The organism is Sporofaciens sp. St.21A7 (assembly GCF_059728535.1).
Genome location: NZ_BAAGFN010000001.1, coordinates 3,157,961 through 3,173,911, shown reverse-complemented (window position 1 = coordinate 3,173,911; position 15,951 = coordinate 3,157,961). Strand labels below are relative to the sequence as shown.

Below are 15,951 nucleotides of genomic sequence, written 5' to 3'. Positions count from 1 at the left end.
CCATGACGCAAATTAAAATAAGTATTCATATCTCAACCTCCATAACCTGTAAATATAAAAAGAGTGTAAAGTCCTCGATAATTCAATAAAGACTTTACACCTTTTGATTAAGTGGTTACGGTTATTTAGTTGTTACATCTCATATTCTTCAGATGGTATACCTAAAGAAGCAAGTTTGTTTTTGTATACTTTTAACTGATACTCTAATTCTGGATTGTTACCTGTATCAGCTTTTTTAATACGCTGTAAATTTACATAATAGTCAATCGTAATTTGTTTTAGTTCATCAAGCGTCATATCTTGTACCATCCTTTCACCGCCTTTACCATATTGAAACAAAAATTAAGTGTTATAATCAGTATAGCGGATTATATAAAAGGTGTAAAGCCTTTATTGAATTGTCGAGGTGCTTTGTTTTGATGTTGAGATTATTATACACATAAAATAGGTGTATGCCTATTTGGAAAAATGTACAAAAAATACACTCATTTATAGTGCATGAAAAACACTTTAAATGAGTGTATGTTATATCATTTTATTCTTGATCTGAATTTATGTATTCTAATATGTCTCCAGGTTGACAATCTAATAATCTACATATTGTATTTAATGTTTCTTTGCTTGCAATATTGCAGCAGGTACATAATTCTCAACAAGTATATTGATGTCATGCTGAATTTCATTCTCAATGATCAAGTTGATTCTGGTTTGTTCGTCCTTGATAGATTTGATATCATTCTCCATCGGCTTTAGTCTTGCGTCTAACTTAACATCCAGTAATTGAGAGATTGCTAGTAAATCTTCATTTGTCAATGCCATGATATATCACCCCTTCTGTGATTGTTCGTTGTCTTGGTAGTAGTATTATATCACGCTTAGAGTATAAAGTCTATTGAATTGTCGAGGTGCTTTGTTTTGGTGTTGAGATTATTATATACCCTAAATATAGTAATGCCTATTGACAATATTACTAGTTTTAGGGTATGTGTTGAGAGTTCATTATAGCCAGGGAAAGTTCGAGGTAGTTCGGGATAGTTTAAGAATGGGAATATTATTTTAAGCAGAAATAAAAAAGAATAAAAGAGATAACAATTAAATAAAGGGTTACCATGGTAACGGACAACAGACAAAAATGTCTGACAGTCCGTTACCTGCTCAAAGATGTCAGATAACGAAGGAGGAAACAGAACAATGGCCAGAGGGACAGGAACAAAGGACAAAAAAGTGACAGTCAGATTAACAGAAGATGAGTATAACGATTATAGAAATGAAGCTAAAAATATAATATAGGCTTGAGCGAATGTATTAGACAAAGAGCACGTAATAATATTCAAAATACAGAGCTATTAGTACAGATGTGTAATTATTCGACATCATTAAATAAGATTCTTAATAAATATGATATTGCACAAGAAGATAAAGATTTTTTAAGTCAGGAGGCACGTTTGGTATGGCAGCATTTGAAATAGAAATTCCCGAAGGTGATTATGAAAATGAAGATGCAGTAAGAAGGGTAATTGACTATATCTGCAGGCTGGATAAGCCTGAACAGGTAGGAGGCATGGGAGTATTTCCGCTGTATGTGGAAGATATGGTAAATCAGTTTTTGATTGTAAAACAGATATACCATAAAGAAGAAGGAAAGCAGGTATTCCACATTATCATATCCTTTGAAAAAAGCCTGAGCTTTACGGTTGATGAAGTGATGGAAATGGGATACGGGATAGCGGCATATTGGGGATATGACAGGCAGGTCATGTTTGCCGTACATGATGATACGCAGAATATACATATCCATATGGCGATTAACACGGTTGCGTATACGAATGGTGAATACAAGGCGTATTATCCAATCGAAGATGTCAGACGGTATGTAAATACGATTGTACAGAGAAAAATCTCAAGTAAATGGTTTGGCAAATAGCCGATACTAAAGAGAAGATAGGGTAATGCGTGATTGTAATGATTGGGAATATCTCGGCTGACGGGATATTCCTTGCTTTATGCGGCACATTGTAATTGTTATGGTTGGGGACTTTAATTGCATATTATTCTAACTTTATAGGAAATTCCGACCTATTGGCACACAAAGAAAAACATATGTTTACCGAACATATGTTAGATAGATATGTGTTTCAGGTATTCAAAACAGACGGTCAAGGATTTAGAAAATATAAAAACCTTCCTCTCCAAAATCGTCGTCAAATGGGTCATCTTCATTTAAGAAATAATCCATATCAAGAAGGTCATCCTCGCTCATGCGGCGAATGTCCCCGGATGTCATGCCTTCGGGTGGATTATCTATATATTTTTTGCGTAGTTTCTCTGTGTTTGGGTTCATAAGTACAGCCTCCTTTGAAAGGAGTATACTACAGAAATGGGAATTAAGAAAGTCATGCAGAAGACCTTTTTCCACGAGAACGGGACATGACTTTCTCGTACAATTCTTCCAGAGAAACGCGCTTGTGGTTGAAATAGAGTTCTAAAAACAGCATAGTTGTGCCACATTCACATTTCAGCGGGTCATAGCCAAAAGCAGAGAGAATGGCCGTGCGCCACTGGTTAAAGCTTCTGAAAATGCGGTGTTTTTCACGGGAAATGATTCTATAAAGTTTTTTATCAATCTCCCGGTGGCGTGCATAAATGCCGCCATAGCGGATCATTTTGAAATGCTTTTCCGGGATATGGCGGATCAGGCGCTCTATGAACTCCATAACAGGAAGGGTCTCTTCCACATAGGCGTCATCTTCGTGGCGGTTGTAGTGAAAGGTGACAAAGTCACCATCATAGCTGTCAATCCGGGATGTGGCGATAACAGGCCGCCCCAGATAGCGTCCAATGTATTTTATGGCAGTTTTTGGGTCACATTTATTAGGCTTAGCATAGACATAGAAACCGTCTTTGTGATCCCGGTAACAGCGTGACTTAACCCTTTTGAAAGAAGGGCCGATTTTGGAGTCCATTTCATTGAGCAGGGCAGTGAGGAAAGCATTGCGGAGATAGGTATAGTTGAAGTGTCTGGTATTGCGCCAGAAACCATTATCGCTGTAACCACCCTCAGAAATAAGGCAGTGTATATGGGGGTTCCATTTTAAGTCCCTGCCAAAAGTGTGGAGGACCATGATAAAACCGGGAGTAAAGTTCATGGACTTATTCTGTTTAAAAAACATGCGTGAAACAACATTGTTTACGGCATGAAAAAGGCAGTCGAGGAGGGAACGGTCATTGAGGAAAAAATCCCGGAGCTGCTCATCAATTGTAAAAACACAGTGGCGATGACGGACATTTACCAGTTTAAAGGACATACTGGTAGTGCGTTCCATGGCATATTTATTGCCACAGGTGGGGCAGAAACGGCTTTTACAGCGGAAAGGGACAAACTTAAGCTTTCCGCAGTGTGGACAGCCATACATGGCGCCACCAAAGGAGGGAGCGCCGCAGTTGATCATTTTTTCAACATTTTCGATGACAGAGTCACGGGGATGTAGGATATAAACCATTTCTTCATAATGATCTTTAAAAATTTCTTGTAGTATGCTCATAAGACTATTATGCAGGAAAACAAAAGAAAAAGAAACCCCTAATTCCCCCATGAATGGGGGCTAGGGGGTTGAAGTGTCGAAGACACTTTTTTATGCTTATCGTAGTAACTTTATCATTCTATTTTAAATTTAGTATTGGAGGTAGAAAAGATGGCGAAAAACCAAGAAAGGATGAATCGGGCACAGGATAGGGCATTAGAGAATCTGGATTATGTCATGGATTGCTATGAGACGCCAGATTTTGTGGAAGTGACAGGCCGCATGGGCGGAGACGTGATTACTTACAGAGTCTTTGACGACGGCAGAATGTATGTCAGATAGGAGAATGATATAAGGAAAAGAGCCAGGGCAGAGAATGTTCTGACTTTTTGTCTATGTGCCGCCCGCCAGAAAAGATAGAGAGGGAGGATTTCTATCAGAATGTTGATAGATGGATTTGGAACATAGGCTATTGAATAATAGATGTTTTTGGGAATTGTGAGTATATTCCCTCTTGATGTGGCTTTAGATTCTTTGAGAGTCGATTCCAAATGCCTATGCCATAGTATCATGCACAGAATCAGTCAAAGTATAGGATTGTAATGGGATATGATTCTAATGATACTTGTATAAGTGCCAGAGTAGGAAAGTCTGGATTTTTGCGATGTTTATTACAGAGGAAATCTGATAAAGGCAGTATCCAAGCCATGCAGCCATAGGGAGGATAGCGGCTATTAGAGATTTTAGGACAAAGGGAGTAAAAATGTCAGACAAGAGATAGGAGGGAGAAAATTTGGGCAAGAGAATGGTTATCTGCGAGTTCTGTAAAAATCTGATAGAAGTTGGTGAGGGTGATTTCATCTGCTGCGAATGCGAAGAACCCGTAGTCGTAATCAGCAATTACAAATCAACCAATGATTATCTCAAATGTAGCAGCCGTAAATATAGGAAGGCTGGTGTAAGGAAATGTCCGTAAAGATATTGAAACCGATAATTGAAGCGCCAAATAAAGTATGGTAGTATAAAGAGAAAGGAAAGGCAGGTACAGGACAATGGAGAAGGAGAAACGGGAACATAAAGATAGTCTCTTTGTTGACCTCTTTTACCAAGATGAAACGGCAAAGAAGAATCTGCTGAGTTTATATAATGCATTGCATGATACAAACTATAAGGATGAAACAATCATTCGGAAGGTAAAGATTGATGATGTCTTATATAAGAACTTTAAGAATGACATTTCTTGTGAGGTGAATGGGCTGGTGCTTGTTTTCGGAGAACATCAAAGCACTATCAATCGAAACATGCCCTTGCGCTGCTTGATGTATGTGGGAAGGGCATATGAGCAGTTGGTAGACAGCAAGGCGCGCTATAGGACGACGTTGGTGAAGATAGCGACCCCAGAGTTTTATGTATTTTACAATGGCGAAAAGGAACAGCCGTTAGAACAGGTATTATCTTTGTCAGACGCATTTATGAATCCGGCAGGAGAAAATTCCGTAGAATTAAAGGTCAAGGTTATTAACATCAATTCCGATAAAGCGCATGGGATTCTGGATAAATGTGGGATACTAAAGGAATATAGCCAGTTTATCAGCACGGTGAGAAAGTATTCGGAGGAAGAAGGCGCCATTAAAAAGGCAATCAAGGAATGTATTGAAAAGGGGATTCTGGCAGATTATTTAAAGAGGAAAGGAAGCGAGGTGGAGAATATGTTGATTGCAGAGTATAGTTATGAGGAAGATATGCAAGTAAAACTGCAGGAAGGAATATGGCAGGGAAGACGTGAGGTGTTGGGCGGCGAATTGAGGGAGACGCAAACAGCAAATTATTTTTCCAACTTTTCTCCCGTAGACTGCGCAGTGCCTTCTGCAAATGCATAATGCTGTCGAAAATGTTGCACACTGCCGGTATTGATTTTTCCTTTGAAACGCAAAAGGCCATAGATCCTGTCGTAAGATCCACGGCCACAAGATGCATATAGGTGGTTCATTGTTTGTCAGCCAGAGTCGGGAGATAAGCCAAGCCAGAGGCAACCGTAACTGCATCTACCTTCCGCATCAGACTGCTGAGCCGCCCCTCATTCCAAAAAATATCAGAAAAATCAGACAGTTCACATCCTACATCATGGTTCGGGATACAAAGGTAATTCCCATATTTATGCTGCCCGGCCAGGATGTGGAAGTAAGTCCCCCGCCCATTGATCTCTGCTTCATACCACCCAGGCCGCCACCGTAATAAGAGGATCTTTCCTGTCCAGATTTCCCTGCGGGGACCATCCCTGAGGATACAGTTATATTCCATAAGCAGCACCTCCCTACCCAAGATTCTGGCTGCTGACGGAGGCTAGTATCACTTCTGTGTCGATCATCTTCTTCTCCATCTGTGCGCCAAGGGTGAGAGCGTTAGTCATGAGGTTGTCCACCAGCCTGGGACTTCCCTGGGAGTGGCTGTGGACCGCGGAAAGGGCGGCCTGCTCTATGATGGAGGAAGAGCCTCCCGCACAGGTGATCTTATGGAGCACGTACTGCGCCACCTCCGAATCAGAGAGACCGGAGAAGTTGTAGTGCACAGTGATCCTCTGCCGCAGGGCTTCATGAACGGGCTTGCGCAGGGTATTGTTAAGATGGGGTTCCCCGCACAGGATGAGCGTGAAGCAGTTCAGGGAGTCATAGCCGTAGTTCATGAGCATTTTGATGTCCTCCAGGATGCCTGTGGATAGGTACTGGGCCTCATCAACGGCCAGGAGGAGGGGCTGCTTCTTATCCTTGTAAAGGTAGAGGATCTGCTCCTGTATGGCGCGGAACATCCCGGGCTTACCGCCCCTTGGCTCCACCCCCAGGACGGAGCAGAGCTGGCGGTAGAACTCCATGACGCTTACGGTGGAGAGGCAGATGTACTCCATGTGGTAGAGGTTGGGGTTGAGTCCTTTTGCAAAACAGCGCAGGGCGAAGGACTTGCCCATGCCGGGGCGTGCCGTGAACAGGCCGATGCCCCTGGTATCTTTTAAGTAGTCCAGCCGGGAGAGCATCTCAGAAATGTCCTTAGAAAGGAAACGGTCTTTCTCCCGGGCCATTTGTTTATCAAAAGAATTGAAAGATAATCCATAGTAAGAACGGAACATCAACAGCCACCCCCTAACTTTGAGTAGTCAATGCCTGGTGCGTTATTGCGCTTGGTCCTGCAGTTTTCGTTCTTATCCGTAGGCCGGATGGGGTAATGCTCCCCTTCGTAAAGGATGAAGGCGGAGGACATGTCATCCGGAAGGAACCGGATCTCCACTTTTGATGAGATGAACTGCATGGGGACGTCGTAGGCCACCCTGTCGATGGAGACGGTAGAATCCTTGTTCACCTTCCTTGTAATACGGTTCAGGAAGCATTCCTCCAGCCATTCCCTGGACTTAGGCCTGCGGATGGAAGAACGGGTCTGCTGGTAGCGCGCAAGGGGTGTAGTGCCGATGCCGGAATGGACGGAAGTGTTGTAGGAGCGCATGTAATCCTTAAGGAGCCCGTTGAACTGCGCCAGGGAGGTGATGGAATCCATATCCAGGGTATAGAGCCAGGTTTCCTTGAGTGTCCTGAACTGGCGTTCTATCTTGGCTTTGGAGGCACCGTCCCGTACTTTTGTATGTAAAAGGACGGTGCCGATGGAACCGCAGATCAGGGAGAGCTGCGCACCCACGTAGCTGCAACCGTTGTCGACATAGAGCTTAGACGGGATCCCGTGAGCGGCCACGGCATCCTTGAGCACCTTCTGGAAGTTGTAGGCCGTATCATTATAGAAGAGTCCGCCGCCCACCAGGAAACGGGAATGGTCATCAATGACCAGGATGCAGTAGACCCTCCTGCGCTGGCCGTTTTCCGTGATATAAGGAAGGTAACAGGTATCCGCCTGCCACATTTTCCCAAAGGCATCTTCCTCGAAGGCCTTCCTGTCCCTCAGGTTTGGGTTGGATGCCGATTTCAGGTCATGCTTCTTCACAAAACGCTGGACTGCGCAGACGCTGACGGAAGCAGGGATGAAGGCTTCTTCCACAAGATGTTTGTGGATCTGGGTGGAATTCAGTCTTGGGAAAGCCGCCTTGAGCCGGCAGATTTCTTCGATGGCGGTATCTGGCAGCACCCGGGTGGCACCCTTATCGGAGCGCTCCCGGGGCATAAGTGCGTCGATGCCGCCGTTCTGGTAAAGGGATACCCACTTGCTGATGGTTTTGGGGCTATAGCGGAACACAGAACCATCCGGCAGGGTGAGAGGGTTCTCGGTGATACGCTGGTAGTAGGCGTTCCTGGACGCATCTGGGTAAAGGTCATGGATGACCGGTGCAATGAGCGCGAGCCGGAACTGTGCCATGGCGGCTGCATCCGAAAGGTTCTTTTGATTGTTGTCCATAAAAATATCCTCCTTAGGTTGTTTTGCACCATTATGAGGGAGGTGGGGAAAGGAAGCCATACCTATGGCGTGTGGTTGAGGGAAAGCATTTCACGGGCCGAATACCTGCTGGCAGTAAGGCGCCGGATTCCTATGGGACTGGAGGAAGGATTTCGCAAAGCGGCGGACAAAGGCGGAAGCAAAATCAGAATAGGCGGGTTGGATGGACAGAGCCTTCAGGAAAGAAAGGGCGGATATCTCCACGGAAGAGAGGATGCCCAGCCATTCCACCTTCTGCACACGGAAAAGATCCAGCCATCGGCGCAGCTGGGAAAGAGAGATGGAGAAGCGCTCGCAGAGTCTCTCCACGGTAGACAGGTGCAGGAAATACTCCGCCAGGACACGCAGGAGAAAGAACAGGCCATAGCCGGAGTAGGGGATGATGAAGTCCGGAAGGATGGCATGGGTATGGCCGCAGGTACAGATAAGGCGCAGAATGCAGAGGCTGTGGCGGACAGGGGTGCCACCCACGAAGTCCACCAGAGAACGGCCATAGTAGGCATGGATCCGGCAGCTTCCCTTAGCCCCACAACAGGGACAGGTCTGCAGCTCAGGGCAGAATCCCTCCATGAAAGAATCAAACAGGACTTTAGATGAAGTTTTTATACGAATCAGCTTGCAAAACAGGGAGTTTTCTCTTATCATAGTATATGTCGGTAGTGCCGGAGTCACAAGAGTGGGACATGATCCCGTATATGGCAGGCACACTGGTGTATGAGAGAAAGAACGAACTGTAGGGGTGCTGTTCTTTCTCTTTTTTTCGTTCCATAAAAACTATATCGGAACAGCATGGAATGGTCAAGAGGAAAACGTGCTGCTTCCTACAGCACATTCTTATAGACGTTATTTGGGACTTGAGATTTTAATTTGACGTTTTTGTGCGGGAGATTTGAACTTTAGTTTGCGGGACGACAGTGAGGGAATCACATTATCGGCAGATATTTTCCAGATGGTTAAGAAGAACCCGGATTTAACAAATGTACAGATTGCCGAGAAGCTTGGCTGTAGTGTGGAAGATGTCGAAAGTACAAGAAAAATGTTTGGTATATAGTTTTATCATTGTTTTTAACGCTATCGGAGTAAGTCTGATAGCGTTTTTTATAAGGAATATCTGGATTTTGCAGTTGTATTTTATATTCTTGTGAAAGAAGAACAGGAAATGATAGCCTCAGTGCTTGTGAATTGGAACAGATGGAAACTTGGAAGGTAGGGTTAGAGGTGCTGTGGAAAACAGCTCTGAGAAATCTAAAGAAAGAAAGTTTCCGAGTAGAATCCGTAATGGAATTTGTTAGGAAAAAGCTGCTTCGGGAAATGGCTGACCCAGGCATGGCAGAACTGCTTATGAAGCAGGTAGAAGCAGGAGAAATAGAGGCTTGCCTGGCAGGGCTTGAACAATTACATGTGGTGAAGAATCCAAGCGAGAGTTATGGCGGGAGGGCAATCTTACGGGAGGATTTGTTGCGGGAATTTGCGCAAGAGCAAGGTGGGGATTTCTACATCCTGCCTTGCTCGGTACATGAACTATTGTTACTGAAGGATACCGGACGAGTCACAGCAGAGGAATTGAAGAAGATGGTTTGTGAAATCAACCATGGTCCCGGTATGGTAGAGCCGGAGGCAAGGCTGTCGGATTCTGTTTATTATTACAACAAGGAGACGGATAGAGTTGAGATAGTTGCATAGCAGAAAAAATAGATAAAATTTTAAGAAAGGTTGAAAAATATCTTGCAAAATAGCTACTCTGCTTACAGCAGAAGAATCTTCTTAAAAAAACAAAAGAAGCCTTGAAAATCAAGGCTTCTTTCCTCCTGCGGAAGATGGGACTTGAACCCACACAGCTCGAAAGCTACAAGATCCTTAGTTTTGTTCTATCCGCTCAAATAGTCTTGTTCGTTTATTTATTTAATAGTTTCTTGATTTTCTGCCATTTTTCAAGGTTTTTGGTCTTGTTCTTTAAGCAGAAAACACTTCATCTAACGAATAAGATTATAGCACATATGGGCTATAATTGCAAGCAGTTTTTGCACAAAAATAAGCCGTTTACATAACGGCTTATTCTCGTATTTTGACTGTTGCAAAATTGCAATATACTCTATACTTTTGTAAAGGGATGATTCCTTAATCATAAAACTTTATACAAGAGGTTCTTTTCCTCTTGTATATTGTATATCAAAAAGAATGTCTGGTCAATAGACGGGAATACAGTTTCTATTTTTGTTCCATGTAGCACACCCAATCAAAGCGATTTAAAATCGCTCTTGCCGAATCGGATCTTTAACACTTAAAAAAAGATAAAATCGCTACAGTCCCTATAAAGCCTGCATTTTTTTGTCAAATTTTTGAAATTATTTTGTTGTATGGTGTTGTGTTTCACGTGAAACTATGCTATAATGGTGTTATGAAACTTTGGTATGACAGGAAATCAAAAAACCCTACCTATTTCGTTCAACTCGGTATCCGGAATGGGAAAAAAACGACTACTAAAAATATTGCACGGATCGGTCGGCATTCTGATCTTCTAAAGATTACCGACGACCCTCTTTCTTATGCCAAAGAGCAGGTCGCCAAATTCAATGAGGAGGCTAAACTTAATCATCAGATTTCTTTAGAACTCAAGATCAACTTTGCTGAAAAGCTTAAAGCTTCCGATTCGCTTGCTTCTTCCAGCAAACAACTTAATATTGGCTACTTTTTTCTTCAACAGCTTTACCACAGCCTGGAAATCGGTTCTTTCTTTGACTCCTTAACAGCCGATTCAAAGATTACCTTCGACCCGAACCTTGTGAACCGTTTCCTTACCTGTGACCGCATTCTTGCGCCGGATTCAAAACTCAGCTCCCTGCAGCATATGGCAAATTACTATGAACAACCTCAGTTCGATTACATGCATATCATGCGCACCATGGATCTTATGGCAGATCATTATGACGAATATATCTCCCATCTTTTCGAGAAAAGCAATAACATTATTAAGAGGGATACTTCTGTCTGTTTCTATGACTGCACGAATTATTATTTTGAGACTGAAATGGAAGACGAGGATTATGTCGATGAAGTGACCGGTGAAACCATCAAGGGGCTGCGTAAGTACGGTCCATCCAAAGAACACCGCCCCAATCCCATTGTTGAAATGGGGCTGTTCATGGATACGGACGGCATCCCTCTGTCCATGTGTATTACTTCCGGCTCAGACAATGAACAGACAACCGTTATCCCATTGGAAAAAAAGCTCTCACAGATGTTTCAGAAAAAGAAATTTATATACTGTGCAGATGCCGGCCTTGGTTCGCTCAATATCAGGAACTTTAATTCCATGGGCGGCCGTGCTTTTATCGTCACCCAGTCTGTAAAGAAACTTTCCGACCATTTGAAAGAAGCTGTTTTTAATGATTATGGTTATAAGCTTCTTTCTTCTGACACACCTGTTACAATTGAGGATTTGAAATCCTTCGATAAACGGGATCCTGAAAATAAAGATTTATATAATGACAAGGCTTACAAGATCATTGAAGCCGATCAAGCATTCGATCTTGGGCTTTATGAAGAAAAGCACCTGAAAAACGGGAAAACAGTAAAAGTAAAGTCGAAAGCCACCGTAAAACAAAAGGTGATTGTAACTTTTTCCAGAAAAATGATGGAATACCAGCGTTTTATCCGGAACCGACAGATTGAACGGGCAAAAAAACTTCTTAAGAATCTGGAGCCCGATACCTATAAAAAGGGGCCTCATGATGTCACGCGCTTCATCAAAAGAACTTCTTGTACGAAAAGTGGGGAGACTGTTACAGATTCATACGAAATAGATCAGGCTGTTATAGACAAAGAAGAAAAATATGATGGTTTTTATGCGGTAGCGACAAATCTTGATGACGATGTAAAAACCGTAATTGGGATCAGCTCGAACAGGTATAAGATTGAAGACTGCTTCCGGATCACGAAGACAAATCTTTCTGCGCGCCCTGTATACCATCAGAAGCCCCGGCGGATTGTTGCACATTTTATGATCTGTTATACATCGCTTCTGATATACCGGCTGTTAGAAACAAAATTAAACCGATATGGAACACACTTTTCTATTGAAAATATCATTGAAACCTTAAAGAACATGGAAGTAGCCAATATAGAAGATATGTGTTACATGTCAACCTACGACAATTCTAAGGTATGCACAGCCCTAAATGCAATTTGGGGGCTTGGTCTGGATAAAAAATACTATCAACCGAAAGAACTAAATAAAAAGATCAAAAAAATTTCAAAATAGTCTTTCCATACAACATCCATAATCAAAGCTAAAGAGGCGCAATCCTAGTAAAATCAAGGGATAGCGCCTCTTTAGACTTTTGCAAGTGTTAAAGATGGGATTATAGCACATATGGGCTATAATTGCAAGCAGTTTTTGCACAAAAATAAGCCGTTTACATAACGGCTTATTCTCGTATTTTGACTGTTGCAAAATTGCAATATACTCTATACTTTTGTAAAGGGATGATTCCTTAATCATAAAACTTTATACAAGAGGTTCTTTTCCTCTTGTATATTGTATATCAAAAAGAATGTCTGGTCAATAGACGGGAATACAGTTTCTATTTTTGTTCCATGTAGCACACCCAATCAAAGCGATTTAAAATCGCTCTTGCCGAATCTATACTCTTTTATACTCATACAAAAGAGGTACAATATACAAAAAATGTGTATTACATACCCTTATAATAGTAAGCACTTCTCAAATAATTCCCTATATAAACTGGAATTAGTATCTCAAAATAAAGTATATCACATATGCCCAACTTAACAGCCCATGAAAAATAGCCCACCCAACAGAGTGCCAGGTAGAATAACTAATCACCATTGCCAGTGCGCTGCCAAATGTGATGCCTGTCTTTACTGTTTTTTCAACAGTTTCTTTCTTTTGCTCATCCATGTATGTGTGTGTCCTCCTCCAAATCCCGATTTATTTAAAAGATTATACCATACAACCATTTAAAAGTATATAATCAAGAGGAAAAAGCCCCTTTGTGGTTTTTCCTCTTTTCCCAGTCTATTCATACAGCCAATGTCAAGACAGAAAAGAGTATTTTCAAAGAAAAACCTTTTGAAAATCTTCCTTTTCAATCTTGACATTGATTTACGTTATCGCTTTGGCATTTCTCTTTCGTGTTCATGAGTATGTTCTTGTTGTTCCTTATACTTGTCTATAAGTTCTTGACGCTCTTGTTTTGGCAATGTGGGATTCATCATTTCTGGATAAGGTTTTAATGTGTTCGTTAGCTTTGCTTGATAGCATTCTCTTTCATACTGGATTTCTGTTATTCCTCTTTCAGAGCAATAATGCTCACGATATGTAACATACTTATCAAAGTTTTTCTCCCTTTCATATATCTCCGTCTCTTTGGCTTCCAACCCCTTTTCTTTTTGTGTCAATTCTTTCTTTTGCCTATCTAATTCTTTTGTCCTTTCAAGGTTCTCTTTTTTCTTACTTTTTAATTTTTCCTCTTTCTTTGAGAGCCTTGTTTCTCTTTCGGCAATCTCTTTTTCTTTCTCTTGTAATTTTTCAGCCTTTGCCTGTAACTTTATCTCTTTAACGGACATATTGCGCCCTTGCTCTTGTGTAATACCAGTTATGACATTTATCTCTCTGTTGGGCATTTTCTCTCTAAGGTGCTTTTGTAAATCGTCGTGAAAAGTCTTTAAATCATTCCTGTTCAAAACCTCTTTAGCACATACCTTTTCGTGCTGTTCATGTTCGGGATTCTTATCAGGCGAAACAGGAATGAAAGAGTAGTGCATATGCGTTTGCTTTTCGTCACAGTGAACGAAAGCACCGACACAATTATTTGCACCATACCTTTCATTTAAAAAATCTACAGCATGAATGAAAAACTCTTTTTCATTTCCGTCATAGTCCTTCGGCAAAGTAATAACCCAGTCGCACATTGTTTTTACATCAGCCCTGCCAAGCTTGTATAATTCATCCAATCGGCTTTTGTAATATGCTTGCGGAGTTACTTCTCTTTTCATCAAATTGTAATTATCTTTTGTCTTTGCCTTGTCTATATCCTCATTTGAACGGTTGCAATCCTTTTCTTCAGCCCTGTTATAGTGATTAAGCAAATGACCGCTTTGAATGTTCGTATATTTTGCAACATGCGCCATATTATAGCACCGCCTTTCTTAATATTGTCAGTGCCATAATCTCCCCTTGCTAAATTTTACATCACATCAAAAGCTAAAATCAAGAGAGCGCCAGAGTTGGTATAGCAAGTTATACCAATTCTGTTGGTAACTTGCTCTCCCGAGGGGCAAGGGTTGCACCCTTGACTTGCTTAAGGATTTTCAAGCCATAAGTTAAAGAAGCAAATATACCGTTAACGGTATATTTGCTTCTTATCTATTAAATACAAAAATGCTTGTAAGTATTTTCGTCAGTTGCTAATTTTACAAGATCAATCTCTTTCTTTTCTTCCTTGTTCTCGACAACAATAATTTCTTCGCCGTAATGCTCTAATGCTTTTAATATTTCTTCTTCTGTTAATTGCACTTCATTTTCTAAAAGTTCTTTTGATTTTTCGGGTAAACCACTTAACATTTTACCCTCTACCATTCTTGCTAATTCTTCATTGTTTTTACAAAGCACTCTTACCTTTCTAAAACTTCCGCATATTCTTTTCCACTGTTCATATTCGCTCGGATTGTTGCTTTCGCCAGTAAAATATTTAGAAAAAAGAATATCAATATCCATAGTATGCAAAGGCATTATTATAGGAAATCTTCTATAGCTTTGTCCTTTATCCTCTGCCTTATGTAAAACTCCTTCTTTATCTACATATTCACCCGCTAGTCCATCCAAAAATTCTTTATAGTCTTGAACGCTATTTACTATATTTACCGTATTTACTAATTTCACAGAGCCATATTTAATATTGACTTTTGCATTGTGAGGGTGAGAATCAAACACCTTGAACAAATTTTCTCGACCTTTGAAGTCATCAAGTAGTTTTGACGCCCTTCTTTCCGACCAGATAATAACAGGTTGTCCGTCATACCCCTCAAATGTAACATTATCACCACCTACTTCAAAAAAGATTTCATCATCAGAGGATAATTGAGGGAAAAGGCTTCTTGCTAATGCCCTTGAAGCTACGTCTTTTCCATATCCGCCCTTGCCAGTGATATAATAATTCAATCTTGTGTTCGGCATTTCCATATCAGCAATATAGAGCAATCTTTTCTTTTGTAGCTTTTCTTCAATCTTCAAATACAGAAGTTCATCATCAATTCTACATTGCTTTAGTGTTTTTCCGTTATAACGGACATCATAAATCATTTCTTCTTCTTTTGTCAAATCACCGCCATATTTCAATCGTCTTTCTTCTCTATTATCAATCTCTTTTCTAAAATCAAAATTGCTTTTTACCTTATCATCAGCATAGTGGAATTTACCCTCTTCTTGTGCTTTTTGAGTTTCATGTGTCAGATACATGACACAATCTAAAAATGCCCCTCGACCTTTGGGAACATCTATAAAATTTTCGGGAACACCAAACCAATTTGCTATCGAATGCAATTCAAGAGGACTATCACAACGACAAACAATGTGCCAGTGTTTTCCTTTTAATTCTCCGACCTGTTCTTTAGTGCATATATCATTATCAAAATCTTTATCAGTAAATCTATCCTCATCATGGCATATATAAGCCCATTGCTTTATTGATTTATGTGATAAGGCACTTATAATATTCCTTTCATTAAAATTCAAATTTTCCCCTGTCTTTGGATTAACTTCATATTGCATAACACTAAATATTCTTACTTTCATATCAAAATCTCCTTTCTTGTATTTGTTTTTTGCATTAAAAAAGTAGAGCATAAGAATAAGCGATTTACTAAAACCGCTAAAATCCTTTTCTCTACTAATAACTATTTTATCCTACTTTATACAATTTGTCAATACCTTACGGATAAATAATTGTATAAAAATGTACAGTTTATACAATACAGGTAG

19 protein-coding genes are annotated in these 15,951 nt (G+C 40.8%); 7 read left to right on the top strand and 12 right to left on the bottom strand.

What is annotated here, in order from left to right; all coding sequences use genetic code 11:
* Positions 1-132: 132 nt before the first annotated feature.
* From AC6I3O_RS15690 to AC6I3O_RS15680, 3 genes are all read right to left on the bottom strand, one after another.
* Positions 133-309, bottom strand: coding sequence for a hypothetical protein (locus tag AC6I3O_RS15690; protein ID WP_491867861.1), 177 nt, complete (start codon positions 307-309; stop codon positions 133-135).
* Between the two features lie 226 nt (positions 310-535).
* On the bottom strand, positions 536-601 hold the full coding sequence (locus tag AC6I3O_RS15685) for a helix-turn-helix domain-containing protein (protein WP_497853492.1): 66 nt from the start codon (positions 599-601) through the stop codon (positions 536-538).
* 5 nt (positions 602-606) lie between these two features.
* Positions 607-819, bottom strand: a complete 213-nt coding sequence (locus AC6I3O_RS15680; protein WP_497851697.1) for a hypothetical protein — start codon at positions 817-819, stop codon at positions 607-609.
* Positions 820-1,450: 631 nt separating this feature from the next.
* Between AC6I3O_RS15680 and AC6I3O_RS15675 the strand changes: the two genes are divergently transcribed.
* A complete protein-coding gene (locus AC6I3O_RS15675; protein WP_497851696.1) occupies positions 1,451-1,924 on the top strand; it encodes a relaxase/mobilization nuclease domain-containing protein in 474 nt (157 codons plus the stop codon).
* A gap of 240 nt (positions 1,925-2,164) precedes the next feature.
* Here the strand turns inward: AC6I3O_RS15675 and AC6I3O_RS15670 are convergent, their stop codons facing one another.
* Entirely contained in the window at positions 2,165-2,341 is a 177-nt protein-coding gene (locus AC6I3O_RS15670) for a hypothetical protein (protein WP_168354808.1), read from the bottom strand.
* Between the two features lie 52 nt (positions 2,342-2,393).
* Complete coding sequence (locus AC6I3O_RS15665; protein WP_497851140.1) at positions 2,394-3,542, bottom strand: IS91 family transposase; 1,149 nt, start codon at positions 3,540-3,542, stop codon at positions 2,394-2,396.
* A 150-nt stretch (positions 3,543-3,692) separates the two neighbouring features.
* On the opposite strand from AC6I3O_RS15665, the gene AC6I3O_RS15660 reads away from it, so the two are divergent.
* The 3 genes from AC6I3O_RS15660 (at position 3,693) to AC6I3O_RS15650 (ending at position 5,401) form a co-directional block, all read left to right on the top strand.
* Positions 3,693-3,863, top strand: a complete 171-nt coding sequence (locus tag AC6I3O_RS15660; protein WP_497851695.1) for a hypothetical protein — start codon at positions 3,693-3,695, stop codon at positions 3,861-3,863.
* Positions 3,864-4,314: 451 nt separating this feature from the next.
* Positions 4,315-4,497, top strand: coding sequence for a hypothetical protein (locus AC6I3O_RS15655; protein WP_497851694.1), 183 nt, complete (start codon positions 4,315-4,317; stop codon positions 4,495-4,497).
* A gap of 76 nt (positions 4,498-4,573) precedes the next feature.
* A complete protein-coding gene (locus AC6I3O_RS15650) occupies positions 4,574-5,401 on the top strand; it encodes an RpnC/YadD family protein (RefSeq protein ID WP_497851693.1) in 828 nt (275 codons plus the stop codon).
* Positions 5,402-5,507: 106 nt separating this feature from the next.
* Here the strand turns inward: AC6I3O_RS15650 and AC6I3O_RS15645 are convergent, their stop codons facing one another.
* The 4 genes from AC6I3O_RS15645 to AC6I3O_RS15630 form a co-directional block, all read right to left on the bottom strand.
* On the bottom strand, positions 5,508-5,822 hold the full coding sequence (locus AC6I3O_RS15645; RefSeq protein ID WP_004604849.1) for a DUF6618 family protein: 315 nt from the start codon (positions 5,820-5,822) through the stop codon (positions 5,508-5,510).
* A gap of 13 nt (positions 5,823-5,835) precedes the next feature.
* Positions 5,836-6,642 (bottom strand): ExeA family protein, encoded by an 807-nt coding sequence (locus AC6I3O_RS15640; RefSeq protein WP_497850715.1) that lies wholly within the window; start codon positions 6,640-6,642, stop codon positions 5,836-5,838.
* Positions 6,642-7,910, bottom strand: coding sequence for a DDE-type integrase/transposase/recombinase (locus AC6I3O_RS15635; protein WP_039909679.1), 1,269 nt, complete (start codon positions 7,908-7,910; stop codon positions 6,642-6,644). The genes AC6I3O_RS15640 and AC6I3O_RS15635 overlap by 1 nt, the downstream gene beginning before the upstream one ends.
* 90 nt (positions 7,911-8,000) lie before the next feature.
* Positions 8,001-8,519, bottom strand: coding sequence for a DUF6431 domain-containing protein (locus tag AC6I3O_RS15630; RefSeq protein WP_290452057.1), 519 nt, complete (start codon positions 8,517-8,519; stop codon positions 8,001-8,003).
* 319 nt (positions 8,520-8,838) lie between these two features.
* Between AC6I3O_RS15630 and AC6I3O_RS15625 the strand changes: the two genes are divergently transcribed.
* From AC6I3O_RS15625 to AC6I3O_RS15615, 3 genes are all read left to right on the top strand, one after another.
* Positions 8,839-9,000 (top strand): hypothetical protein, encoded by a 162-nt coding sequence (locus tag AC6I3O_RS15625; RefSeq protein ID WP_497851692.1) that lies wholly within the window; start codon positions 8,839-8,841, stop codon positions 8,998-9,000.
* A gap of 131 nt (positions 9,001-9,131) precedes the next feature.
* On the top strand, positions 9,132-9,632 hold the full coding sequence (locus tag AC6I3O_RS15620) for a DUF5688 family protein (RefSeq protein ID WP_497851691.1): 501 nt from the start codon (positions 9,132-9,134) through the stop codon (positions 9,630-9,632).
* A gap of 715 nt (positions 9,633-10,347) precedes the next feature.
* A complete protein-coding gene (locus AC6I3O_RS15615; RefSeq protein WP_290451298.1) occupies positions 10,348-12,210 on the top strand; it encodes an IS1634 family transposase in 1,863 nt (620 codons plus the stop codon).
* A 489-nt stretch (positions 12,211-12,699) separates the two neighbouring features.
* Here AC6I3O_RS15615 and AC6I3O_RS15610 read toward each other — a convergent pair whose 3' ends face one another.
* The 3 genes from AC6I3O_RS15610 to AC6I3O_RS15600 all read right to left on the bottom strand — a co-directional run bounded on the left by AC6I3O_RS15610 (position 12,700) and on the right by AC6I3O_RS15600 (position 15,765).
* Positions 12,700-12,870: a hypothetical protein gene (locus tag AC6I3O_RS15610; protein WP_302134684.1), complete on the bottom strand. Its 171-nt coding sequence runs from the start codon at positions 12,868-12,870 to the stop codon at positions 12,700-12,702.
* 209 nt (positions 12,871-13,079) lie between these two features.
* The gene (gene mobV / locus AC6I3O_RS15605; RefSeq protein WP_302134685.1) at positions 13,080-14,102 is read right to left on the bottom strand and encodes a MobV family relaxase; all 1,023 of its coding nucleotides are present in this window, start codon (positions 14,100-14,102) and stop codon (positions 13,080-13,082) included.
* Between the two features lie 238 nt (positions 14,103-14,340).
* Positions 14,341-15,765 (bottom strand): Rep family protein, encoded by a 1,425-nt coding sequence (locus AC6I3O_RS15600; RefSeq protein WP_302134686.1) that lies wholly within the window; start codon positions 15,763-15,765, stop codon positions 14,341-14,343.
* Positions 15,766-15,951 lie beyond the last annotated feature (186 nt).